The sequence below is a fragment of the Candidatus Frankia alpina genome (genome assembly GCF_902806485.1).
Lineage (GTDB): Bacteria > Actinomycetota > Actinomycetes > Frankiales > Frankiaceae > Frankia > Frankia alpina.
Map to the genome: position 1 here is coordinate 1 of NZ_CADCWT010000001.1, position 22,323 is coordinate 22,323.

A 22,323-nucleotide genomic window follows, 5' to 3' on the forward strand; every position below is an offset into this window, starting at 1 on the left:
CTACTAGGCACCTGCGCCGCGGACGTTCGTCGGCTGGCCGCCCGCTAGCCCCTCGATCGCCGCACCCGACCGAACGTGCAGGTGAGCGTGGGGTAATCGCCTCTGCGTCGTCCGGTCGGATCGGTTGGTCGGCTGGCCCAAACCGACCCCTCGGGGGTACCAGCCCGACCAGGCCATGTTCACCGACAGTGCTCGCGCAGTCAGCATTTCGCCCGAATCGTCCGGGTACAACTGATTTGGTCGGGTAGCGGCGAGTGCCGCGACCGGGCGTGCCGGCGTTCGTGGTGTCGCCGCACCCTCGGTGCCCGACACGGCGGCGCCTGGGCGCGGCCTCGGCGCGACGCAAGCATCCGAGGGGGACATGGCGTGTCCTGGAAGGCTTTGCGGGCGGGCGATCCGCCCGAAGTAGGTCCGTACCGGCTGATGGGTCGGCTCGGCAGCGGGGGCATGGGCATCGTGTACCTCGGTGAGGACGACGCGGGCACCCGAGCCGCAGTCAAGGTCATGCGAGAGGAGCACACCGCCGACACGGCGTTCCGCCACCGCTTCCACCGGGAGGCCGCGGCGGTGGCCGCGATCGACAGCCCCCGGGTGGCCCGGCTGCTGGCCGCGGACGTCGACGGCGACCAGCCGTGGATCGCCACCGAGTACGTGGCGGGGCCCACCCTGTACTCATCCGGTCGCCACCGGCGGGCCGCTGTCCGGCGAGGCGCTGTGGGAGGTGGCCCGCGGGCTCGCGGAAGCGCTGTGGGAGGTGGCCCGCGGGCTCGCGGAAGCGCTGTGCGCCATCCACGACGCCGATGTCGTGCACCGCGACCTCAAGCCGGGCAACGTCATGCTGGCCGCGGACGGCCCGAAGGTGATCGACTTCGGGATCGTCGCCGGCCTGCCCGGCATGATGACCGCCTCCGGCGTGGTGATGGGCAGCATCGGCTACCTCGCGCCCGAGCTGCTGACCACCACGCGTCGCCCGCGGCCCGCGGCCGACGTCTTCTCCTGGGGCCTGACGGTGTGCTTCGCCGCGAGCGGGCGCCCGCCCTTCGGCGGCGGCCCCCTGGACGCGCTGCTCTACCGGACGGTCCACGGTGAGGCGGACCTCAGCGGCCTGCCCGGCCCGTTGCGCGGGGTGGTTGCTGCCAGCCTGCGCAAGAGGCCGGAACGCCGGCCGGACGCCCACCGGATCCTCAGCCAGATCGCCGCCACCGCAGGTGCCGCGGCGGCCGACGGCGCGGACGCCGACGTCGCCCCCTGCCGGGCGGCCGCACGCCCGTCACCCGTCTGCGTGCGGCCGGCGGCGAGCCGACCCCGACGCTCCCCCGCGAGCGGCGGACCACCCGCCGGCCCAGGCAGCGGCGCGACGTGCTGGTCCCCGGTGTGGGAGTGACCGCGGTCGCTGCGGCCGTGACCGCCGCGATCCTGCTCGCCACCGCACCGGCGGAGCCGCCCAACGCCATCGCGGCGGGCGGCGGCGCCGCCGAGGGCGATGCGACCAGCCCCCATCTCGGCGTCCCCTCCCCGTCCGGCGGGGGGAGGTCCGTCATCGCCGGTGGCTCGCACATCCCCTTTGCCGCGGCTGACCCGACCGCCGACGGCCCCACCGCCGGCGACCCGACCCTCGGCGACCCGACTGCCGGCTACCAGGCCGGCGCGACCGGTCCTGGGGCCCTGGCCGGGCCCGAGACCGCCGTGCAACCGCTGCCGGGCGGACGGACCGACCCGACCGGACGGACGCTCCCGGCGGCACCGCCCGGTTCGGCGGCGGCTTACCCCGCGGCGTCGGCCGGGCGGGCGGCGACCGGCGCTACGACGCTGGTGGGCTCGACGGCGTGGGTCGCCTCGACGGGCCCCCCGACCGGCGCGGCAGCGACAACCTCGGCAGGCGGGGCGCCCCCCGTGGCGGCGACGGGCTCGGTGCAGGGCGCAGTTCCCCCTTCGTCGATGACGGCGGGGGTGGGCGCGGGGTCACCGTCGGCGGCGACCGTCCGCGAGGTGGCCTTCCCGACCGCCGCCCAGCGATCCGGGCCGGCCACCGCGCTCACGAGTGGCATCGGGTCGGCCACGACGCCTTCTGTACACTCGGCGAGCACCTGCCTGCCCGGCGGCCCCTGGGGGCCGCTGCAGCTCGCGGCCGGATGCGGCGTCCCGTCGGCGCAAACTCTCCCGGCCATCCTGACCGCCGCGCCGCCGCCGCCACCGTGGTCGACGGCGCTCGCCGAGGGCATCCCCCGCCTTATCGCCGCCGCCGTCAGCTCCGAGATGTCCTGGGACGTCCTCGACTGATCACTCGAAACTGCGCCGCCAGTCCGGACCAACCGTCATCTCCGCCGGGCAACGCCGGTTGGTCTTCACCCTCCGTCCACGGAGAGCGTTCCGCCGCTCTGCCGCCGCCACAGTGCGCGGTACTTGCCGTGCCGGTCGAGCAGTTCGCGATGCGACCCCTGTTCCACGATGACGCCCTCATCCAGGACGATGATCCGGTCCATGTTCAGCAGGGTCGACAGTCGGTGCGCCACGGCGATCACCGTCTTGTCGCGCCAGAGCTCCTCCAGCGCATGCTGGACGAGCACCTCGCTGTCCAACGCGCTCGTCGCCTCGTCGAGAATGAGGATGGGTTTGGCATCGAGGAATGCGCGGGCTATCGCGATCCGCTGCCGCTGTCCGGTCGACAGCTTGATGCCGCGCTCACCGACGATGGTGTCGTAGCCTTCCGGCGCCTGGCTGATGAAACCGTGCGCGTGGGCCCGCCGCGCGGCCGACTCGATCTGTTCCTGTGTCGCCGCAACGGCCGTCCCATAGGTGATGTTGTCCCGGATGGACCGGTGGAACAGTGCGGTGTCCTGCGGGACGTAGGAGATCCCCGCGGCGAGCGCATAGTTCGACGTCGGGCGGCCATCCATCCGGACGGTTTCCATCGCTAGCGGATAATAACCGAGAAGCAGCTTGATCAATGTCGTCTTGCCGCTCCCGCTGCGGCCCACGACACCGATCTTCTCGCCCGGTTCGATCGTCAGGTCGATGCCGGCGAGCACCGGCCGGCCGTCATTCTCCGGATAGGCGAACGACAGCCCACAGAACTCCAACCGGCCCGGCGCACGCGACGCGGCCGCGGGGGTCGTCCCGGGCAGCTCGACCGGCTGGTCCACGGCGATGGGACGGCCAGCGAAAAGGTAACGGTAGGCCTCCTCGACCCGCGCCAGGCGGAGATTCAGCTGCGCGATCTCCCAGACCGTTCCCCAGATGAAGTCCGAGAACATCACCAACACCGACAGGAACGTCGTGAACTGCGCCAGACTGAGCTGGCCCGTCAGGTACAGGTGCAGGTTGAGCAGGATCGAGACCGGCCAGACCAGATAGCGCACCACGAGGGACATCGAGGCCCAGAACACGATGGTCCAGAATTAGGAGCGGCGGGCGGCCTCGATGACGGTGCGGCGGCGCCGGATCACCTGCTCATGCTCGGTCCCCTCCTGCCGGAAGGACTTCACGCTGACGAAGTTCGTGATGACGTCGATCACATAGCCGTCCAGCTCGGAGACCTCGTCCGCGAGACGCTTCTCCGCCCGGGACGAAAGGCGCACGGTATGTCGGCCGATCGCCATCATCAGCAGCACGGCCAAGAGGAACGTGCGCCCCGAGTAGAGGTTGACGGAGAACATGATGATGATAATTGATGGCACCCTGATCTCCTGCTCCACATAGGTGAAGCAGGTGGTTTCCAGGATCTCCCAGAACTCACGGCCCAACAGCCCAATATAACTGCTGATCTTACCCGTGAACTTGCCGACGAAGTACGGATACCGTTCGTTGATGACTCGGCGGAAGAGAATGTTCTCGTACTCGTATCCCCGATCGTTCAGCAGCCGAAGATACAATATCTCGGCGGCTCGCCAGGTCAGGTCGTGGAGAATGTTACAGCCGATGAGGATCGCCGCGTACCGGTAAACTCCGTCGGTGGAATCCGCCATGCCGGCCAGGGCCTGCACGAATCTCCCGATGAAGACGGGCAGGACCACGAGCGCCACATTGGACACCACGAAACAGGCGACCACCAGCACCACAGAACCCTTGAAGGTGCCGACGAAACCCAGGTAGGAACGCAGCCCAGCGTGCCGGCCCGAGTCGCCGGCGTCGGCGTCGGCACCCCCGATATCGCCGCTGGTGGACTCGGAAGATCGTCTTCGCTGCCAGGGAATGTCGTCGCCCGTAGCGCCCATCCGAAAATCATGGCAGCACGGGGTACATTCCGCATCTCATTTTCCGGGCGTCACGGTCCCGATCCTCGGCAGGGCGTCGCCCAGCGACGTCCACGAGCACAGATCCCGACTGGCGAGCACCGGCACGTTCTCCCCCGGCCGGCGTGTTCGTGCCGTACGCATAGGTGGTCGCCTCGACCGTGCGCAGGTAGGAGCCGGCGAGGTCGGCGTGGCGGACGACGATCGGCCCGCGGTCGTCGACCGGCGCCGATCTCTGCGCCGCGACCGCGCCCTGCGGGCCGGATGTGACCGGACATCGGCGGTCCGATCCCGCCACCCGCGGATCAGCCCGCGCCACCCGTTCCCACCATCACCACAACGGGCGCTCCGCCCGCCCCGGATGGTTGGCGGACGAAGGAAGACAACGATATCTTTTACTGTTGCACCAAGGAATGAAGCCCTACGCTTCGGGTTCACACCCCACTGGGCGTCATTTCTGTAGCGTCATTGACGGAGCAATACTGGCGGCGGCCGTCGAACATCCCGCAGGGAAGGGGCGTCGCATGCCTCGCGGACGCTGGTTCGGCCTGGCGGCAGCGGTGGTTTTCGCCGCGGCGACGGGCGCGTGTTCCACCGGTGAGAGCTCCCCCTCCGCGCAGGCCCGCTTCACGGCGCTCGCCCAGGAGGTCGCGGGGCCCATGGCCCCGCCGGACACCGCGCGCCTGCCGCTGCTGTTCGTTCACGGCGCCCTCGGTTCGGGGGACCAGTTCGAGTCGCAGGCACAGCGGTTCACCAGCAACGGCTATCCAGCCGACCGGATCGCCGCCTTCGACTACGACTCGTCATCCTCGACCGATTCTCCGGAGCAGGTATTCCCGCAGCTTGACAAGCAGATCCAGGGCCTGCTCAGGACGACCGGTATGAAGAAGGTCGATCTGGTGGGCCTGGCGGAGGGCACCGGGCTCACCGAACGGTACCTGGCCAGCTCCACCGGGCGGGCGGATCGGGTCGCGCATCTGGTCAGCGTGGATGGTTCCCTGGCCCCCCCGGAACGTGCCGATGCTCGTCGTCTGGAACACCGGGGATCCCAGCCTTCGGGTCCCCGGAGCGGGCAACGTCCGCTTCCCCGGCCTGGACCGCATCGGGCTGCTGACCTCGACGGGCGCGTTCCCGGAGATGTTCCGTTTCCTCACCGGTACCGAGCCGTTCACCACGGACGTCATCGCCGAGAAAGGCCAGATCGAAATCTCCGGCCGGGTGCTGCTCTATCCCGCGAACGCCGGGGTCGACAAGGCCCGGCTGGAGGTCTACCAGCTCGACCCGAAGACGGGTAAGCGCCTCCCGAAGGGCCTCGGGGGCCTTTTCGCCCTGCCCGCCGACGGCTCCTGGGGTCCGTTCCGCGCGGACGGCGCCGCCTCCTACGAGTTCGCCGTCGTCCGGTCCGGAGAGCCCGTGCACCATTTCTACTACCAGCCCTTCCGCCGAAGCGATCGGCTCGTCCGCCTCCTGACCAGCCGACCGGGCCAGGAGATCGGCGGCGGCATGCAGACCGGCCCGAAACAGACCGATCTCGTCGTCACCCGTGCCCTGGAATGGTGGGGCGATCAGAGGCGGGCCAGCGACATCCTCGCCGTCGACGGGACGAATGTCCTGAGCTCGGCGGTGGCCCCGCGCGCCAAGCTGGCCCTCGGCGTGTACCTGTTCGATCTCAATGCCGACGGTGTCTCCGACGTCATGGCCCCGATCCCCTCATATTTCGGGATCGGCTTCATCACCGGCACAGATCTGCACATTCCGGCGGGCGACCGCTCGGTCGAGGTCGCGATGACCCCACGGGGGCAGGCGGCGCATCGTGAGGTGCTGCGGGTGCCCGCCTGGCCGTCAGACACCCATCGCGTCACGCTGCACTTCCGCGACGACGGCTGAGGGCACGACGGCTACGACAGAGCTCGCCGGATGCCGTCCACCGCGGCCGCGTACCCCGCCCGGTACGCCTCCCGCTCGCCCGCCGTCATCCAGCGCGCCTGGACCGATCCCGCCGGTTCGACGCCGAGCGCGGTCTCCACCACGGTCGGCGGTCGGCCCGGCGCCGAATCGCCGCCGGGCCTCTTCCCATACACCAGTACCACGTCGACGTCGCCGTAGGCCGCGGTGAAGACCAAGCTGGCCGGCAGCCGGGCGATGGCCCGGAACACCTCCACCGGATCGGACCCCGCGCGCAGCGCGACCGCCCAGCGGTCCAGTCCCCAGGGCGTCACGGTGACCCGTCGGTCGTCCTGCCGATCCGCCGCCGGCAGGACGGAGCTCGCGTCCCGCGAGCCGGCCGCGCTGGCCCCTGCCTGATCTTCCGGGGGCGCCGCCGCCGATCCGGGGGGTCCGGCCGGATCGGCGGCGGGGCGGTGACCCTGCTTGGGCAGGGCAGGGTCACCTGTCCGCGGCAGCCGGTCGGCGGGGGCGACGGTCTCGCCCGGGCTGGCACCGGTCAGCGACTGCGCGGGAGTGGTGGGGGATAGAGATGGCCGGATCGGCGGGGGCAGCCCGGCGACAGCGGATTGCCGCTCGTGGACGAAGAAGCGCAGGGGCGCCACCTCGTACTCCGGCCAGCCCTGCTCGGCCGCGAAGTCGTCCGCGGCCGACGCGGAGACAAAGGTGATCATCACGTCGGCGACCTGCCGGTTGCCGCCGGGTGCGAACCGGACAACGCCGTAGACGACCGCAGACTGATCATGATCCCTCCTCGGCTCCGTCAACGATCGTCACCGCCCTTCCGCGCCTGCCGCCCCGCTTCAGCGTCCGCCCGGCCAGCCACACCGGTGGCCGCCAGCGACGCCGATGGCGGCCACCGAGATCGGTGGCCCGCGCTGCGCCCCTCCCCTCCGGGCCGACGGTGATCGACCGGGCCGCCGGGTGCGCCGGCCCCGCCCGGCGGAGGTCGCGGCTCGACGCGGGGCGGGGCCGGCCTGCGTCCAGGTTCGCCCGCGTCGCGGTGGCCGGGAAACGTCAGTCAGGCATGCTCTTCTCGTATTGGCCGCCATGGTCCGGACCGGACCATGGCCGCCGCGGCGCCGATGTGCGCCCCGCGCCGACGCCGCGGGGGCGGCCTCGTTTCCTCCCCGAACGGGGCGGGAGGGGATGACCCGGCTGGGTGGGACGAAGGCGAGCCGCAGGTCGCCTACCAGATCCGCCCCGATGCCGCCCGGCCGTATGTCGGATCCGCGACAACCGCACGGTGCCGGCAAGCGCCGGCAAACTATGCCGGTTTGGCATAACGTCATCATCCCGATACATCAGCCGGAGCCCGACGCCGGAGACTTTCCGCCGCCCTGGCACGGCGATCGACACATGTCGGAGCTGGACGGAAGGCCGGGCGATGTCCTACGAATCCGGTCCCTACCGGGTCTCTCGCGTCCTGCTCGCCCGGCCCGACTTCCGGACCGCCTGCGAGACCCGGGACTTCCGGATGGCCTTCCGGTTGATGAAGAAGTACGACGGCGCGAGCCAGAATCGCATCGCCTCCCCGGTCGAAGGACTCAGCCAGAGCCGGGTCATGCAGGGCGAGGACCACATCGCTCGGCTCTCCCTGATCGAGCGCATCGCCGACGCGCTGCGCATCCCGGGCGCCTACTTCCACACCTCGCCGCGCGCCCCTGGGAGGCGACCGGCGAGCCTGGCGACGGCGTCCCCCGATCAAGGGGCGCGGGCGCCCGACCGGCCGGTCCCGGCGGCGAAGTGTCCCCGCCGCCGGCGGCCTCGGCGTCCCCCATTGCGGCGGCCGCGCCGGTCGAGTCATTCCGGACGGCCCGTGGCGGCCCCGACTCCGGTGGGCTCGTCGTTGAGGAGGACCGCGCCGAGCTCCGCTACGAGGACGGCATGTACGTCGCCCACCAGCGCCGACGGGTGCTCAACACCGGCATCGAACCGGTGACGCGCTACCTGATGCGGATCTCCGTCGACCGCTTTCCCGGCGACCAGGAACGCTCCGCCCGGCTCTACCGCAGCAATCCGCTGCGCTGGGAGGAGTTGCAGCTCAGCGCACATTGCGGCGACGAGCAGATGTCCTGGCAGGTCAAGACCGGCTGGGACGCGCTGAAGGAGGTCTGGCTCCTCTTCGAGAACAATCAGGGCCGATTCCCCCTCTACCCGGGCGAATCGGCGTTGATCGAATACAGCTACCGGGTCGGCGAGGAGAAGTGGGGCCCATGGTTCCAGCGGGCCGTCCGGGTACCGACCAGCTTCCTGTCGGTCGTGCTGGACTTCCCCGCCGAGGTCGATCCCGTGGTGTGGGGCATGGAGACGTCGATGACCGCGGACGCCTTCTCGTTCCGCACGGCGATCGCCCGCGCGGATGCCGCCGACAGGCGGGTGTTCACCTGGTCCACCAGCAAGCCACCCCCGCATGCCCGGTATCGCCTGGAATGGAACTTCCGAGCCGGGGCGACGAGCCGGAACCCGGCCGGCCGGACCGTTCCCAGACCCAGCGAGCAGATGGCCGCGACGGGCATCGTCCAGGTGGGCGATCCCATGCTCCACCAGCCGGCCCGGTCGTTCGGGCTGCCCGCCGAGGCCGAGGATGCCCGCCGCGTCGTCGCCGAGCTGTCGTCGACCATGGAACGGGTGTCCGCGCTACACACCTTCGGCAAGGGGATTGGCATCGCCGCGCCCCAGATCGGGATCAACCGGGCCGCGGCGATCGTGCGGTCGGCGGACGGCGACATCCTCACCCTGCTCAATCCGCGCGTCATCGAGTCCGCCCCCGAGAGCGACGAGCAGTACGAGGGGTGCCTGACCTTCTTCGACGTCCGTGGGATCGTGCCGCGTTCCCTGGAGCTGCACGTGGAGCACACCGACATCTCCGGCCGCCGGCACATCACGGTGTACCGCCAGGGCCTGGCCCGTCTGGTCGCGCACGAGATCGACCACCTGCACGGGCACCTCTACACCGACCGGATGCGACCCGGAACCGCGCCCATCCCCGTCGAGCAGTACCGCGGCACCGGTTCGGCCTGGACCTACCACCCCTGAGACCCCGTCGCCCCGGCCGGGCATCGGTCACCGACAGGCCCGCGGCCCAGTCGGTTGACACATCCCCATAAGCGGTACTACTGGCGGCGTGCCGTATAGTTCGGAAAAGCGAAAAAGCGGCGTTATCGTCGCAGCGGCCGCGGAATTTTTCTTCGACTCCGTTAGCTTCGCCGTCAACGCGGGTAGTGGGCGCTCCCGCCACGGCCGGAAAAAGACCGGCCACGTACCGCGAAGGATTTACGGTGAGCGTGGCAGGTCAACCGCAGACCAGGTATTTTCAGGTACGCCGAAGGCCGTTAGAATCGGGCGCGTACCCGGGCGCGAAATCGCACTTAAGAGATCATTTAAAGACGTTAGAACGTACTGTGCGGATCCTCACGTACCCTTGATTTCCCGGGGTCACGCTCAGCTATGTTCGTCGCCATGCCGTCAACTGATGGCAGACGTCGGGTGGCACGCCGAACCCTGCTCCCACCCGACGAGAATCAAACCTGTGGCAGGGATGGGGGAACCAATTTCGGGCGCCGAGTTCGGGCGCCCTAGGGGTGAAGCCGAGAACCGCGGCCGGGCATTCCCAGCCCGAACCCGACAGCTCACCTCGTAGGCGTGGGGAAGGGTAACTCAATGTCCAACGCTCGTTCGCTCGGTCGGGGCCTCAACCGGATCAAGCTCGGCACCCGGGCCGCAGTCATCGCCACCACTCTCGCCGCCTCCGTCGGCGGCGGTCTCGCGCTGTCCCAGCCGGCCAGCGCGGCCCCCAACGCAGATCACTTCCTGCGCGCCGTCATTCCCTGCGAGTCCGGCGGGAACCCGCACGCGGTCAACTCCATCGGAGCCGGCGGCCTGTTCCAGTTCCTGCCCAGTACGTGGCACGGCCTGGGCGGCAGGGGGCTGCCGCAGCACGCCAGCGTCGGGGAGCAGTGGCAGCGCGCGCGGCAGCTGTACGCGCAGGCCGGTACCAGCCCCTGGTACGCGTCGAAGCCCTGCTGGGGACACCGGATCTGAGGCCCCGGTACAGCGCGCCGACATCCGCACTCGGCCGGCTCTGATCCGCACATGATCAATCGGATCGTGCTCGACGGACCGTGAGCCGCAGCCGGCGCGAGGCGACGCGACCCAGCCCGGGTCAGGAGCCTCGCCCTCCGTTCGGGGGGCGAGGCTCCGTCATCTCCGCGGACGGGCCGCCGGTCAGCACTCCCGGCCCAAGCGGCACTCCCGCGGGCGGCCAGCGCAACTCCATGCAGAGCTGCCCGTCATCGACGTCGACAGCAGCACCACGGCCGCCGCCTCCGGCTGCGACAACGGCCCGGTCCGCAAGCGCCGCCCGGCGACAGCGCCCGCCCGACGCCCAGGTAGGGCATGAGGCTACAAGGACACGCCGGGACGGCTCCTCATTCCGCCGCGAGTTACTCGGCTGCGTGACCTTCCTGGGGCACCGGGAATCGGTCAGGCACCGCGCCGGCGGCGGGCGATCTCGGCCAGCGCGATGCCGGCGGCCACTCCGGCATTGAGAGACTCGACCGCCCCGGCCATCGGAATGCGGACTGTCACATCGCAGCGCTCCTCGACCAGCCGGGACAGCCCACGCCCCTCGGACCCGATCACCAGCACGACCGGATCGGTCGCCATCTCCAGCTCGTCGATGGTCGTGTCGGCGTCCGCGGCCAGCCCGACGACGAACAGGCCGGACTCGGCGAAGGACACCAGGGTCCTCGCGAGATTGGTGGCCCGGGCGACCGGCAGCCGGGCGGCGGCCCCCGCCGACGTCTTCCAGGCGGCGGCGGTTATTCCGGCGGCACGTCGCTCCGGCACCACGACGCCATGGGCGCCGAAGGCCGCCGCGGATCGCACCACGGCACCGAGATTGCGGGGATCGGTGACGCCGTCGAGCGCGACCAGCAGGCCGGGAGCCGCGGCGCGCACGCGGGCAAGCAGGTCGTCGGGATGCGCGTAGCGGAACGGCGGGACCGACAGGGCGAGCCCCTGATGCGGCGCCGTGCCGCACATCCGGTCGAGGTCCGGGCGCGCGACGTCGATTACCGCGATCCCCGCCCGCGTGGCAAGGCGGCGCGCGTCGGCGAGCCGCTCATCGAAGTCCAGGCCACCGGCGACGTAGAGGCTTGACGCCGGCACCCCGGCGCGCAGCGCCTCGACCACCGCGTTGCGGCCGACGACCAGCTCGTCGGCCTCGGGCCGCCGCGGGCGCGAGCCTGCCTGGGCGGCGTCGGCGGAGCCCCGCCCCCCGGTCTGCGCGGTCCGGGCGGCGGTCGCCCGGCGCTGGGCGGGGTGGCCGGGACGCAGGTGGGCCGGCGGGGTCGCCCCACGGCCCTCCAAGGCCTGACGACCCTGGCCGCCGCTGCCGGCACCGGCTCCCTTGCGATGCGAACCCGTCTTACCGGCCCGGCCGCCCTGCCCGCCCCGGGCGATCCCGCCGCCACCGCGACGCGCGGCGCCGGCCATCAGTGCCATCGACCGGCGTGCGCCGCGGAAATGACCATGTGACCACGGTATACGGCCGGCGCCGGGGACGCGGCCGGCGCCGAACACAACCGACCCGGCCCGGCTGGCGAGCCCGCCAGGGGTCCCCGGTCGGGGGTCTGGCTGGCTCGAACCCGACCACCTGCCGCGACATGGTCGTCCGGGGCTGTCCGGCGCCCTATCCTGAGGCGGCAGTCCCACGCCGGTGACCTGGGTGGTCCCGGCCGGTTCGGCCCGAACGGAGGTCCAGCCGATGATCGACGAGCGTGGGCCCGAGTCGGCCGCCACGGCCGACGCCCCGGCGGTGGCATGGCCGCCACCATCGTCGACACTCGACCCTTACGCTCTGTTGAGTTTGCGCGCCGACGAAGGAGGATGCGCCGGGACCTGGCTTGCCCAGGCCGATCTCCGTCGTCGACGGGCCGCGGGGAAAGCTGGAAGAATATGTCCCGATGAATCCAGGATGGCCAGCTCGACGCGTGTGACCAGTTCGTCTGGTCGCCGGCCGTGCGCCCTCGGCGTCGCGGAGCGACGGCGGCGAGCTCCGATGACCGGATCAGCAGGGGCAGGAGGCACCCAGCACATGGCTCTGCGCACACCGCCCGCACGCGAACGTTCCCTCCCGGCGGCATGACGGTGGACCTCAACGCGCACGACGACGCACCCACGGTGGCTTACCAGCTCACCGGGAGCGGGGCCTTCGACCCCGATGACGACCTGGGCCGCTGCCCCGTGTGTGCGGCGCCGGTGTACTCCGACGACCGCTACTGCGAGCTCTGCGGCCACCCGTTGGAGGGCCCGGACCCGGCGCACGGCGACGCCGACCACAGCGAGGTCGACCTCGGCGAGCTCGCCGGCGTGTGCGACCGGGGGGTGCGCCACACGACCAACGAGGACGCGATGGGGCTCGCCGTCGTCTACGACACGCTCATCGCGGTGGTGTGCGACGGGGTCTCGACCACGCCCGGCTCCGGTCAGGCATCGGCCGCCGCCGCCGCAACCGCGATGGCGGTGCTCGCGGACGCCGTGCGGGCCCACGGACCCGGCCATCCGGTCCACCTCGACACCCGCCCCCCTCGCGGCGGCAGCGCGGCCGACGACATGCTGGACATCCTGGAGCCGGCGTACTCGGGGTACGACGAGCCGCGCACGGCGCCGCGCGCGATCGTCGGAGGCTTCTCTCCGGAGGACGCGGAGGCCGCGCTGCACGCCGCCGTCGACGCGGCGCAGGCCACAATCGCCCAGCTCAACGCAGCAGAGGGGCGGATGGCACCGTCCTGCACCTTCGCCGCCGCCATCGTCACCCCACCGACGCCCGACGGTCCCGGCATGGTCACCGTCGGCTGGGTCGGCGACAGCCGGGTCTACCTGCTCGGGCCGCGCTGGTGCGAGCGGCTGACCTCGGACGACACCTGGGCCGCCGAGGCCGCTCGGGCGGGTCTCATCCCCGCCAACGAGGCCGAGACGCACCGGCGGGCGCACACGCTGACCCGCTGGCTCGGCGGCGACGTCGAGGACGTGGCCCCGCACACGGAGATCTTCCCGATCGAGATGCCGGCCACGGTGTTGGTCTGCTCCGACGGGTTGTGGAACTACGCCTCCCGGCCGGACGTGATGGCCTCGCTGGTCAACCAGCTCCCACCGCACTGCACGGCGATCGATGTCGCCCGCCACCTCGTCGACTTCGCCATCGACGCCGGCGGCCACGACAACATCACCGCGGTCGCCGCCAGGGTGGATCACTGATGGGCGCGTTCACCGCGGAGGTCCACCAGAACGAGTACCTCCCGCCCGGTGGGACGGACGTGCACGCCGTGGTCACCGTGACGTCGACCGGCCGACCCGACAGCCCGCACGGACTCGCCAGCCTCGCCAACACCCACGGCACCCACAGCACCCCGCCGTCGCATGGCACCCCGCCGTCGCACGGATCACGGCGCCCGGAACTTGTCGAGGTCCTCCTGCTCGACTGCTCGGGCTCGATGGCGAATCCGCCGGAGAAGATCGCCCAGGCGCGCCGGGCGACGTGCGCCGCCATCGACTGCCTGCCCGACGGCGTCTGGTTCGCGATCGTGCGCGGCACCGGCGCCGCCAGCATGATCTACCCGGACAGCCCACGCGTGGTGGCTGCCACCCCCGCAACCCGCGAGCAGACCCGCCTCGCGGTCAACCAGATGGAGCCGCACGGCGGTACCGCCATCGGCCGCTGGCTTGACCTGGCGCGGGCGCTGACGGGGACCAGGCCGCAGGCCATCGCGCACGCGCTGCTGCTCACCGACGGCCAGAACGGTGAGCTGGCGACGGACCTGGCAGCGGCCGTCGCCGCGTCCCGCGGGCGGTTTCAATGCGACTGCCGGGGCATCGGCGCCGACTGGCGCGTCGACGAGCTGCGGCTGATCGCGACGAACCTGCTGGGCACGGTCGACGCGATCGGCAGCCCGGATGAGCTCGTCGCGGACTTCACCGGCGTAATCGCGACCGCCACCAGCCGAGCCACGGACCGGGTGGCGCTGCGGGTGTGGACCCCGCGGGGCGCCAAGGTGGGGTTTCTACGGGAAGTCTCCCCCACGCTGCGCGACCTGAAGGCCGAGGCGACCACGTCCGATGATCACAACGTCGACTACCTTACCGGCGCATGGGGAACGGAGTCGCGCGACTACCACCTGAACATCCGGGTGCCGGCCCGGCCGGTCGGGACCGAGGCGTTGGCCGCGCGGGTCAGCCTCGTCATCGACGGCCGAGAAACGTCGCAGACGCTGGTGAGAGCGATGTGGACCGACGACGAGACGCGCTCCACTCCGGTCAGCACGGCCGTTGCCCACTACACCGGACAGGCCGAGCTCACGGCCTCGGTGCTGCGTGGCCTGGAGGCGCGTCAATCCGGCGACGAGGCCACTGCAACACTGTTGCTCGGACGCGTGGCCCAGCTGGCGCTCGCCTCCGGCAACGAAGACACCTACCGCCTCCTACAGAAGGTGGTGCACATCGACAATGCCACAACAGGTACGGTTCGGTTGAAGAAGAACGTCAAGAAGATCGATGAGATGGTCCTTGACACACGGTCGACGAGGACCCTCCGGGTGAACCGGTGATCAGGTGAGGGCACGTTGCCCTGCGGGGCACCTGTCTCACGACCCGACTACTGCGATCGGTGCGGAATTGGGATCATGAGTGGTCAGGAGAGGTACGAATATCGTCCCGACGACGGCGGTCGGTCTCCCTACGGGACGGACGAGCCCGGCGGTCAGCGTCGGCGCGGCCCGTCGCAGCCGGACAGCCCAGACGCCGTCGGCGCAGGGGGCTACGACCAGCTGGGCATCCGGCGCTCGCCGGCCGACCAGTCCGGCGCGGGGGATCCGCCACGCGGCGGCGACCCGTACGGCGGGTACGGCCGTGACGGCTATGCCGACCAGCCCCGTGGCGGTCGCGGCTACCACCCGGCGGACCCGTACGACGACCCGGGCGGCTACGACCGTGACGCCTACGCTCGGCGGCGCGACGACCGGCCGGGCACCGACGAGCGGGCCGACCGCGGACGCGACCCCTATGGCCGCGACGACCGCGCCCCCGCCGGATACCCCGACGCCGACCGCGACCCCTACGGCCGCGCCCCCGACGAACGGGCCGACCGCGGTGGCTACCCCGCCGGCCGCGACGACCGCGCCCCGGCCGGGTATCCCGACGCCGACCGCGGCGGCTACCCACCGGCCCGGGAGGGCCGCGGCGCCGGTGGGTACGGCGAGGGCCTGGACCGCGAATCCGACACCCATCGCCGCAGCCGGCGTGACGAGGGGTACGGCTACGAGGCCGATCCGCTGGGCATCGACCCGGGCGCCGCGCCCGACCGGAGCCTGCCGGGCCGCGGCGTGGATTCGCGGCACACCACCGACCCCCGTTATGCCCGGCCCGGGACCGATCCGCGGTTCGACGACCCACGGCTGAGCGGTCCCGGTCCGGACCTCGGCGACCCGCGCCACGATGCCGGGCGGGGTGGTCGGCGCGATCCGATCGCCGACGACCCGCGTGGCGCCGGCGGGTGGGACCGTGACCGTCCCCCGGCGGGGGCCACCGTCTGGGAGGCCATCGTCGAGGCGGAGCGCGAGTACTACGACAGCGGCGACGACCACCGGGTGCCGTTCCCGACCTTTTACCCGCGCCGCGTCTTCGCGCTTGCCGGCGAGCAGATACTCGTCGGGCGGCGCAGCGAGTCGCGTGGCATCCACCCGGACATCGACCTGTCCGGCGCGCCGGAGGATCCGGGGATCTCGCGCAGCCACGCGCTGTTCGAGCAGCTCCCCGACGGCGGCTACGCCGTGCGCGACCCCGGCTCGACGAACGGCACCCGGCTCAACGACGAGCCGGACCCGATCGAACCCGGCCAGCCCGTCCCGCTCCGGGACGGCGATCGCGTCTACCTGGGTGCCTGGACGCGCATCACGTTGCGCGCACGCTGATCGGCAGGCGCCGGCCCGTGGCTCAGGCCGGCGCCGAACGTCCCACGAGATTGTCTGCCTGGTACACGACCGGCAGGCAATCTGCGCATGCCGTCGTAAACCGGGCACTCGGCCGGCCGGGTGGCAGCCCCGCGCTTGCGGGGCTGCCACCGAGCGGGCTCAGGCCAGGTGCCAGCGCTGTCCCTCGGGGGTGTCCTCGACGATGAGGCCGACGGCCGCGAGCCGCGAACGGATCGAGTCCGCCTCCGCGTAGTCCCGCCGGGCTCGCGCCGCCGAACGCAGATCCAGCGCGATCTGCATGACCCCGTCGAGCGCGGGCCGAAGCTCGGCGCCGGCGGAGGGCCACTGCTCGTGCGGGTCGAGCCCGAGGACGCCGAGCATCCGGCGGGTGACGTTGACCCAGCCTGCCAGCTGGCGGCTGTGCGCCTTCAACAGCACCTGGTTGCCCTGACCCACCGCGCCGAAGATGGCCGCCAGCGCGCGACCGACCGCGAGATCGTCGTCCATGGCCGCCGCGAAGTCGGCCCACGCCCGCTGCGGGGTCAGCCCCGCCACCGCATCTCCCGCCGCGGCGCCCACGGCCTCGCTGCCGGGCCCGCCCCGAGCTGCCCGTCCCCGGGTGGCCCCGGGCAGGGACTGGCCGTCGTCGGCCGCTAGCGCCGCCGCCTCACCCGGCCCGCCGAGAATGTCGAGTGCGTTGCGGACGAAGGTCTCCACCCGGTCGTGCGCCGCGGCTGACTCGTCCAGCGCCTCCGGGGTGTATTCGAGCGTCGACCGATAGTGCGCCGACAGCAGGTGGTAACGAAGCACCTGGGGGCGCACGGCGCCGAGGGCGTCGGCGACAAGCACCGAGTTGCCGAGCGACTTCGACATCTTCGTGCCGCCGATGGTCAGCAGCCCGACGTGCATCCAGTACCGGGCCATCTCGCCGGTGTCCCCGCCGCCGGTGGCGCCGCCCGCCGCGCAGACCGTCTGCGCCCGTTCGTTCTCGTGGTGGGGGAAGACCAGGTCGAGGCCGCCGCCATGGATGTCGAAGGCCGGGCCGAGGTATTTCCCGGCCATCGCCGAGCACTCCAGGTGCCAGCCGGGACGGCCGTCGCCCCAGGGCGAGGACCAGAACGGCTCGCCGGGTCGAGCAGCCTTCCACAGCGCGAAGTCCCGCGGATCGGACTTGCCGGGCTCCGACTCCGCCGAGGGCAGCATCGCATCCGGCCGCTGGTGCGACAGAGCCCCGTAATCGGCGAAGGATCCGACCCGGAACCAGACTGAGCCCCCGCCGGCGTAGGCGTGGCCGCCATCGATCAGCGCGGAGATCAGCGCGATCATCTCCGGGATGTGGCCCGTCGCGCACGGCTGGATCGTCGGCGGCAGGATGCCGATCGTGCGATAGGCGTCGTCGAAGGCCCTGGTCTGGCGGGTGGCGAGCTCCCAGACCGAGGTGCCGTCCCGGTCCGCATTGGTAATGATCTTGTCGTCGATGTCGGTCACGTTCTGGACGAGTGTCACCTCATGCCCGGACTGCACCAGCCACCGGCGCAGCAGGTCGAACGGCAGGGCCGTACGGAGGTGACCCACGTGCGGCGGCGACTGCACGGTGGGTCCACACACGTAGACGCCCACGTGACCGGGGCGCAGCGGCTCAAATGGCCGCACACGCCGCCTACGCGTGTCGTAGAGGTGAAGACCCATCTGTCAAGGGTACGGCTCCGGCTCCGACGGCGGGCACGCAACCCGGGTCAGCCGGCCATTAACCGGCCATCAGCACCCGATTGGCCACGACCCGGAGACGACCCGAACCTCGCCCGGATCGTCCCACCGGTAGATGTCGCCGGTGTACTTGAGCGACAACCGGTCGATGAGCTCCCGGCCCCCCTGCTCGGTCAGCGTCGCGGTGCCGCGCACCTCGACGTAAGAATAGGGATTCTCCTGGTCGAGAAACATCAGCCCGACCCGCGGATCACGGGCGATGTCCCGTTCCTTCGCGCGTCCGCGCACCGTGGACAGCAGCAGCTCGTCCTCGTCGCGATCCACCCAGAGCACGGTCATCCGCGGCGAGCCGTCGGGTTGGACCGTGGCCAGGACCACGTGGATCCGCGCGTCCGCGAGGGCCCGCACCGGCTCGGGAAGGCGACCAGCCATCAGACTCCTCGGGGAGCGGCCAACGACGGCCCAGCCTTTCACTCACCGCCGGCACACTACCGAGCGATGCCGGATCGGCATACCCCTCGGGCCCGGCCAGCGCTCAGGCCCGCACGACCAGGGCCGTGGCAATCGCCGCAAGCCCCTCGCCCCGGCCGGTCAGGCCGAGCCCGTCGGTGGTCGTCGCCGAGAGGCTCACCGAGGCGCCCAGGGCCGCGGACATCGCCTCCTGGGCCTGCTCGCGGCGCGCCGCGATCCGCGGGCGGTTGCCGATGACCTGGACCGACACGTTCCCGATGACCCAGCCGCCGATGGCGAGCAGCCGGGCCGTCTCGGCCAGCAGGACCGTGCCGGAGGCGCCCGCGTACTCGGGCCGGTCGGTGCCGAAGACCTTCCCCAGATCACCGAGGCACGACGCGGTGAGCAATGCGTCACAGGTCGCGTGCGCGGCGACGTCACCGTCCGAGTGCCCGGCCAGGCCCGTCTCCCCCGGCCACTCCAGGCAGGCGACCCAGCACGGCCGACCTGCCGCGAACGGATGCACGTCGATGCCGATGCCGACGCGCGGCAGCACCGCGGTGGTCACCGCGCTCGAGGCCAGGGCCGGCCGGTCGGTCGGTGCCACGCCGCCATCCGCCGGCGTGGGCATGTCCGGGCTCACCCGGGACTCCGGACATCCGAGCCACCGCGCACATCCAGACCGCCGCGGGAGTCGGTCCCGCCGCGGGAGTCGGCACCCGCGGGGGCGTCGCCCGGGGCGCAACGGGCCAGCAGCGCCTCGGCGAGGACGAGATCGTGCGGTTGGGTCACCTTGAACGCCTCCTGCGCGCCGGGGACGGTCATCACCAGCACCCCGAGAGCCTCCACCAGACCGGCGTCGTCCGTCACCGGAATGTCCTTCAGGGCATACGCGGCGGCAAGCACGTCACGCCGGAATCCCTGGGGGGTCTGCACGGCCCGCAGCCCGTCGCGGGGCGGGGTACGGATCACCCGTCCGTCCGGGCCGACCTCCTTGACGGTGTCCGTCAGGCCGAGCACGGGGATCACCGCCGGATGCCCGGCCAGCACCGCCGCAGCGACCGCGTCGACGAGGGAGGATGGGGTCAGCGGCCGGGCCGCGTCGTGCACGAGGACGACGGAGATGTCGTCGTCCACCGCGCGTAGGGCCCGGCGGACCGAATCCACCCGCTCCGCGCCCCCGGCGATCACGCGTACGTCCCGCCCGAGCAGTTGCGCCACAACCTCCACCAGAGTGGGCGGTGCAGCCACCACGATCTGCGTCACCGACTCTGCCCGTCGCAGCGCTTCGATCGAACGCACCAACATCGGCCGACCACCCAGAGCACGCAGCGCCTTCGGGGTGCCCCCACCCAGCCGCTCGCCGCGGCCGGCAGCCGGCACGATCGCCGCAACCCGCGGACCGACTGCCCGCGGCTGGAGACCTTCGCCCATCATTCAGACCTCCCGTGTGCCATCCACCACGAGAGCATGGCCTATCCGGCCGACCGGGCGCGAGCCGGCCGACCGGTACGCCGATCGGGCGTGCGCAGCCGAGCGGTGCGTACGCCGCCATCGGACCGCGCCGGTCGGCGAACCCGGCCCACCGGACGGCAGAGCGTCCGGAGGGGCCGACCTCGCCGACCGGAAATCATCTTTCCGGGATATCGCGTCGGCCGAACGATCAGCCGGCACCCGATCTATTACGACCGGGCTGACAAGGCCTTGGATCAGCCGGCGAGAACCTCGTCGAGCATCGCCTCAGCCTTGTCCTCGTTGGTGCCCTCCGCGAGCGCGAGCTCACTGACAAGGATTTGCCGCGCCTTGCTCAACATGCGCTTCTCACCCGCGGAAAGACCGCGTTCGCGATCACGGCGCCAGAGATCGCGAACGACCTCGGCAACCTTGTTCACGTCACCGGAGGCGAGCTTTTCGAGATTTGCCTTGTAACGCCGGGACCAGTTCGTGGGCTCCTCGGTGTGGGGTGCTCGGAGCACCTCGAACACCCGTTCCAGCCCATCCTGCCCGACGACGTCGCGTACCCCGACCATGCCGACGTTGTCTGCCGGCACCCGGACAGTCAGATCGCCCTGAGCGACCTTCAGCACGAGATAGAGTCTTTCCTCGCCCTTGATGACGCGGGTTTCAATCGCGTCAATCAGAGCAGCACCATGATGCGGGTAAACAACGGTCTCGCCGACTTGGAACGCCATGTGTCACGTGCCCCTTCCGCCTCTACCAGCGTAACACGCACGCATCGCCGCAGGTCAGACGCGCGCTGCAAGCGCAAGGGTCGCAACGCCAAGCTGCGGGGCTCGGCGAGGTCTTCCGGCCACCGTTCGCGACGACGGACACCGCCCGCCGCGGATCCCGGCACCGACCCCGCACCGACCCCACATCGCCGCGCAACGACACCGAACAGCCCTACCAGGTAAAACAGGCGACAGGTCGACGGGCGTTGGCTGCTCGTTGAGCGTCAACCGCCCGACGAACGTAGCGCGGATGGACCCCGCCTGCGCACCGACACGAGGGCAGCCGGCGCGGCGGCGGCGCACCTCGGCCGGAACGGCGATCGACCGCCCGCACGCCGTCCGCGGCGGAGCGTGACTCTGCCCACGTCATCGACCGGCCCTTCGTGGCCTGTCGGGCCGGTCAGCGCTGATTCCAGGGCCCGCGCAAAGCCCCCGACGCGCGCCGCGCACCGGCCCACGCGGGCTGACCGGGCCATCGGCCTGGGCATGTGGTGTCGCCGGGTGACTAGTGTTAGGCCGGCACGGAGACCTCCCGTGGACTACCCTGCGCACCGGGCCGTCGGCGGTGGTCCTCCGGGCACCGGGGCAACCCCCTGCACGCCGGTTCCGACCTACCGGCACCGGGGCGCGCCGCCGGGTGGCCGTCTTCAGCGACGGCCGTCGACCAGCACCGGCGCCGCCCAACGCGCCGGTCTTGTGCAGGAGGAGCCACCGAGCTGTGAGCCGCCGTCCGGGTGCCCGTTTCCCGTCAGTCAACGCCGTCGCCGATGCGACGACCGCCGTCGCGGCAGGCGACGACGCCGCCTCGCGCTCCGCGTTCCGGCAGCGGATGACGTCGCGCCGGGTGGGCGTCGCCCTGCTGGCCTCGGTGATCGGTTCGGCCGGCCTGGCGAGCTGCGCCTCCGGCAACGACGCGATGACAAACCTCGCGCGAACCACGACCAACAGCGTCGCGGGGTCCGTCGGCGCCATCACACTGCGCAACGTCTACGTTGCCGGACCCGTGTCCCAGGGCGGCTCGGCGCCGATCGTGTCGGCGTTCTTCAACGCGGGCGGCGAGCCGGACACCCTGGTCTCGGTGTCGTCGCCGGAAGCCGGCGGCGGCGAGCCGCCGAAGCCGGCGGACCTCCCATCCGGCGGTAGCCGGATCTTCATCGCCGACGCCTCCGCGCCGACCCTGCAGGGCGTGACGCAGAACCTGCTGATCGGGTCCCAGCTCCCGATCACCTTCACCTTCGCGAAGGCCGGCAGCGTGACCCTGGACGTGCCGGTGGAGCCGGCCGCCACCGGCGCCTCCGGTGCCCCGGCGGAGACCACCGCGAGCCCGGACACGACCACCAGCCCGGCGCAGCAGACTCCCGCGGCCGGATCGGCCACGCCGAGCACCGGCGCCACCCCGGCAGCAGGCCAGGTCACCCCGACGGCGACCGTCACCGCGGCCGCGGGCTAAGGCCGCTGCTTCTCGGCTCGCCCGCCGCATCGCGGGGCACCCGCTGGGCAGACCCGGGCCACGGCCGCTGTCGTGGCCCTACTGTCCCGGCTGCGGTATCCAGGTCAAACTGCCTGGTTGCGGGTGTTGTTTAAGCCTTGAGAGCCGCCAAGCCTCGATGAAATCGATGAAATCGCCTCGGGGTTCGGTGAGCCCCACTGGCCGTCACATCTTTCGCCTCATTCTGTCACCAATCGCACACGGAATCGCGTCGGGGCTTGCCCCACGGTTCCAGTCGAGGCTTGACCACGGGACCAGACGAGTGAGCCCGAACCGGGGCGAGGCCGGTTGCGGTGCGT

Annotated in this window: 17 protein-coding genes, 3 pseudogenes and 1 riboswitch; of the genes and pseudogenes, 11 read left to right on the plus strand and 9 right to left on the minus strand. The window is 71.6% G+C overall.

Going from position 1 to position 22,323, the window contains the following annotated elements; all coding sequences use genetic code 11:
- Positions 1 to 447 precede the first annotated feature (447 nt).
- The 3 genes and pseudogenes from G6R25_RS28550 to G6R25_RS25815 all read left to right on the plus strand — a co-directional run.
- Positions 448 to 618, plus strand: a pseudogene (locus tag G6R25_RS28550) (serine/threonine-protein kinase); the annotation flags it as partial.
- A 103-nt stretch (positions 619 to 721) separates the two neighbouring features.
- Positions 722 to 1,384: a protein kinase domain-containing protein gene (locus G6R25_RS25810; protein WP_268904066.1), complete on the plus strand. Its 663-nt coding sequence runs from the start codon at positions 722 to 724 to the stop codon at positions 1,382 to 1,384.
- Positions 1,381 to 2,280, plus strand: a complete 900-nt coding sequence (locus G6R25_RS25815; protein ID WP_235947021.1) for a hypothetical protein — start codon at positions 1,381 to 1,383, stop codon at positions 2,278 to 2,280. Before G6R25_RS25810 ends, G6R25_RS25815 begins: the two co-directional genes overlap by 4 nt.
- Positions 2,281 to 2,345: 65 nt before the next feature.
- Here the strand turns inward: G6R25_RS25815 and G6R25_RS25820 are convergent, their stop codons facing one another.
- Both G6R25_RS25820 and G6R25_RS25825 read right to left on the minus strand, forming a co-directional pair.
- The gene (locus tag G6R25_RS25820; protein WP_235826138.1) at positions 2,346 to 3,362 is read right to left on the minus strand and encodes an ABC transporter ATP-binding protein; all 1,017 of its coding nucleotides are present in this window, start codon (positions 3,360 to 3,362) and stop codon (positions 2,346 to 2,348) included.
- Between the two features lie 36 nt (positions 3,363 to 3,398).
- Positions 3,399 to 4,214 (minus strand): ABC transporter transmembrane domain-containing protein, encoded by an 816-nt coding sequence (locus G6R25_RS25825; RefSeq protein ID WP_235946990.1) that lies wholly within the window; start codon positions 4,212 to 4,214, stop codon positions 3,399 to 3,401.
- Between the two features lie 677 nt (positions 4,215 to 4,891).
- On the opposite strand from G6R25_RS25825, the pseudogene G6R25_RS25830 reads away from it, so the two are divergent.
- Together G6R25_RS25830 and G6R25_RS25835 are read left to right on the plus strand one after the other, a co-directional pair.
- Positions 4,892 to 5,122 (plus strand): annotated as a pseudogene (locus G6R25_RS25830) (lipase family protein); the annotation flags it as partial.
- Positions 5,123 to 5,252: 130 nt separating this feature from the next.
- Positions 5,253 to 6,119 (plus strand): hypothetical protein, encoded by an 867-nt coding sequence (locus G6R25_RS25835; protein WP_235946995.1) that lies wholly within the window; start codon positions 5,253 to 5,255, stop codon positions 6,117 to 6,119.
- An 11-nt stretch (positions 6,120 to 6,130) separates the two neighbouring features.
- On the opposite strand, the gene G6R25_RS00020 is transcribed toward G6R25_RS25835, so the two are convergent.
- Complete coding sequence (locus tag G6R25_RS00020; protein ID WP_163551162.1) at positions 6,131 to 6,943, minus strand: hypothetical protein; 813 nt, start codon at positions 6,941 to 6,943, stop codon at positions 6,131 to 6,133.
- Positions 6,944 to 7,922: 979 nt separating this feature from the next.
- Here G6R25_RS00020 and G6R25_RS00025 point away from each other — a divergent pair.
- Together G6R25_RS00025 and G6R25_RS00030 are read left to right on the plus strand one after the other, a co-directional pair.
- Positions 7,923 to 9,215 (plus strand): peptide deformylase, encoded by a 1,293-nt coding sequence (locus G6R25_RS00025; RefSeq protein ID WP_235946998.1) that lies wholly within the window; start codon positions 7,923 to 7,925, stop codon positions 9,213 to 9,215.
- A 446-nt stretch (positions 9,216 to 9,661) separates the two neighbouring features.
- A riboswitch (cyclic di-AMP (ydaO/yuaA leader) is annotated at positions 9,662 to 9,837 on the plus strand.
- Between the two features lie 2 nt (positions 9,838 to 9,839).
- Positions 9,840 to 10,220: a transglycosylase family protein gene (locus G6R25_RS00030; RefSeq protein WP_136448846.1), complete on the plus strand. Its 381-nt coding sequence runs from the start codon at positions 9,840 to 9,842 to the stop codon at positions 10,218 to 10,220.
- A 441-nt stretch (positions 10,221 to 10,661) separates the two neighbouring features.
- On the opposite strand, the gene rlmB is transcribed toward G6R25_RS00030, so the two are convergent.
- A complete protein-coding gene (gene rlmB, locus G6R25_RS00035; protein WP_163551163.1) occupies positions 10,662 to 11,675 on the minus strand; it encodes a 23S rRNA (guanosine(2251)-2'-O)-methyltransferase RlmB in 1,014 nt (337 codons plus the stop codon).
- Positions 11,676 to 12,323: 648 nt separating this feature from the next.
- On the opposite strand from rlmB, the gene G6R25_RS00040 reads away from it, so the two are divergent.
- The 3 genes from G6R25_RS00040 (at position 12,324) to G6R25_RS00050 (ending at position 16,147) form a co-directional block, all read left to right on the plus strand.
- The gene (locus G6R25_RS00040) at positions 12,324 to 13,439 is read left to right on the plus strand and encodes a PP2C family protein-serine/threonine phosphatase (RefSeq protein ID WP_136446333.1); all 1,116 of its coding nucleotides are present in this window, start codon (positions 12,324 to 12,326) and stop codon (positions 13,437 to 13,439) included.
- Positions 13,439 to 14,785, plus strand: a complete 1,347-nt coding sequence (locus G6R25_RS00045; RefSeq protein ID WP_163551164.1) for a vWA domain-containing protein — start codon at positions 13,439 to 13,441, stop codon at positions 14,783 to 14,785. Before G6R25_RS00040 ends, G6R25_RS00045 begins: the two co-directional genes overlap by 1 nt.
- 75 nt (positions 14,786 to 14,860) lie before the next feature.
- Positions 14,861 to 16,147 (plus strand): FHA domain-containing protein, encoded by a 1,287-nt coding sequence (locus G6R25_RS00050; RefSeq protein WP_235947001.1) that lies wholly within the window; start codon positions 14,861 to 14,863, stop codon positions 16,145 to 16,147.
- Between the two features lie 159 nt (positions 16,148 to 16,306).
- Here G6R25_RS00050 and cysS read toward each other — a convergent pair whose 3' ends face one another.
- From cysS to G6R25_RS00075, 5 genes and pseudogenes are all read right to left on the minus strand, one after another.
- Complete coding sequence (cysS, locus tag G6R25_RS00055; protein ID WP_163551166.1) at positions 16,307 to 17,836, minus strand: cysteine--tRNA ligase; 1,530 nt, start codon at positions 17,834 to 17,836, stop codon at positions 16,307 to 16,309.
- Between the two features lie 58 nt (positions 17,837 to 17,894).
- Positions 17,895 to 18,286: pseudogene (locus G6R25_RS00060) on the minus strand (PPOX class F420-dependent oxidoreductase).
- A 103-nt stretch (positions 18,287 to 18,389) separates the two neighbouring features.
- Positions 18,390 to 18,872 (minus strand): 2-C-methyl-D-erythritol 2,4-cyclodiphosphate synthase, encoded by a 483-nt coding sequence (gene ispF / locus G6R25_RS00065; protein ID WP_163551211.1) that lies wholly within the window; start codon positions 18,870 to 18,872, stop codon positions 18,390 to 18,392.
- Positions 18,873 to 18,943: 71 nt separating this feature from the next.
- Complete coding sequence (ispD, locus tag G6R25_RS00070) at positions 18,944 to 19,738, minus strand: 2-C-methyl-D-erythritol 4-phosphate cytidylyltransferase (protein WP_163551168.1); 795 nt, start codon at positions 19,736 to 19,738, stop codon at positions 18,944 to 18,946.
- 275 nt (positions 19,739 to 20,013) lie between these two features.
- Positions 20,014 to 20,496 carry a CarD family transcriptional regulator gene (locus G6R25_RS00075; protein WP_009741775.1) on the minus strand — a complete coding sequence of 161 codons (483 nt, stop codon included), beginning with the start codon at positions 20,494 to 20,496 and terminating at the stop codon, positions 20,014 to 20,016.
- Positions 20,497 to 21,253: 757 nt separating this feature from the next.
- Between G6R25_RS00075 and G6R25_RS00080 the strand changes: the two genes are divergently transcribed.
- Positions 21,254 to 21,985: a copper chaperone PCu(A)C domain-containing protein gene (locus G6R25_RS00080; protein ID WP_163551169.1), complete on the plus strand. Its 732-nt coding sequence runs from the start codon at positions 21,254 to 21,256 to the stop codon at positions 21,983 to 21,985.
- Positions 21,986 to 22,323: the final 338 nt, after the last annotated feature.

What these genes read in the sequence shown, in the direction of transcription:
- G6R25_RS25825 (WP_235946990.1), bottom strand. Translation starts at nt 4,214, where the DNA reads ATGGGCGCTACGGGCGACGACATTCCCTGGCAGCGAAGACGATCTTCC.
- G6R25_RS25835 (WP_235946995.1), top strand. Translation starts at nt 5,253, where the DNA reads ATGCTCGTCGTCTGGAACACCGGGGATCCCAGCCTTCGGGTCCCCGGA.
- G6R25_RS00030 (WP_136448846.1), top strand. Translation starts at nt 9,840, where the DNA reads ATGTCCAACGCTCGTTCGCTCGGTCGGGGCCTCAACCGGATCAAGCTC.
- rlmB (WP_163551163.1), bottom strand. Translation starts at nt 11,675, where the DNA reads ATGGCCGGCGCCGCGCGTCGCGGTGGCGGCGGGATCGCCCGGGGCGGG.
- G6R25_RS00040 (WP_136446333.1), top strand. Translation starts at nt 12,324, where the DNA reads ATGACGGTGGACCTCAACGCGCACGACGACGCACCCACGGTGGCTTAC.
- G6R25_RS00045 (WP_163551164.1), top strand. Translation starts at nt 13,439, where the DNA reads ATGGGCGCGTTCACCGCGGAGGTCCACCAGAACGAGTACCTCCCGCCC.
- G6R25_RS00050 (WP_235947001.1), top strand. Translation starts at nt 14,861, where the DNA reads ATGAGTGGTCAGGAGAGGTACGAATATCGTCCCGACGACGGCGGTCGG.
- cysS (WP_163551166.1), bottom strand. Translation starts at nt 17,836, where the DNA reads ATGGGTCTTCACCTCTACGACACGCGTAGGCGGCGTGTGCGGCCATTT.
- ispD (WP_163551168.1), bottom strand. Translation starts at nt 19,738, where the DNA reads ATGGGCGAAGGTCTCCAGCCGCGGGCAGTCGGTCCGCGGGTTGCGGCG.
- G6R25_RS00075 (WP_009741775.1), bottom strand. Translation starts at nt 20,496, where the DNA reads ATGGCGTTCCAAGTCGGCGAGACCGTTGTTTACCCGCATCATGGTGCT.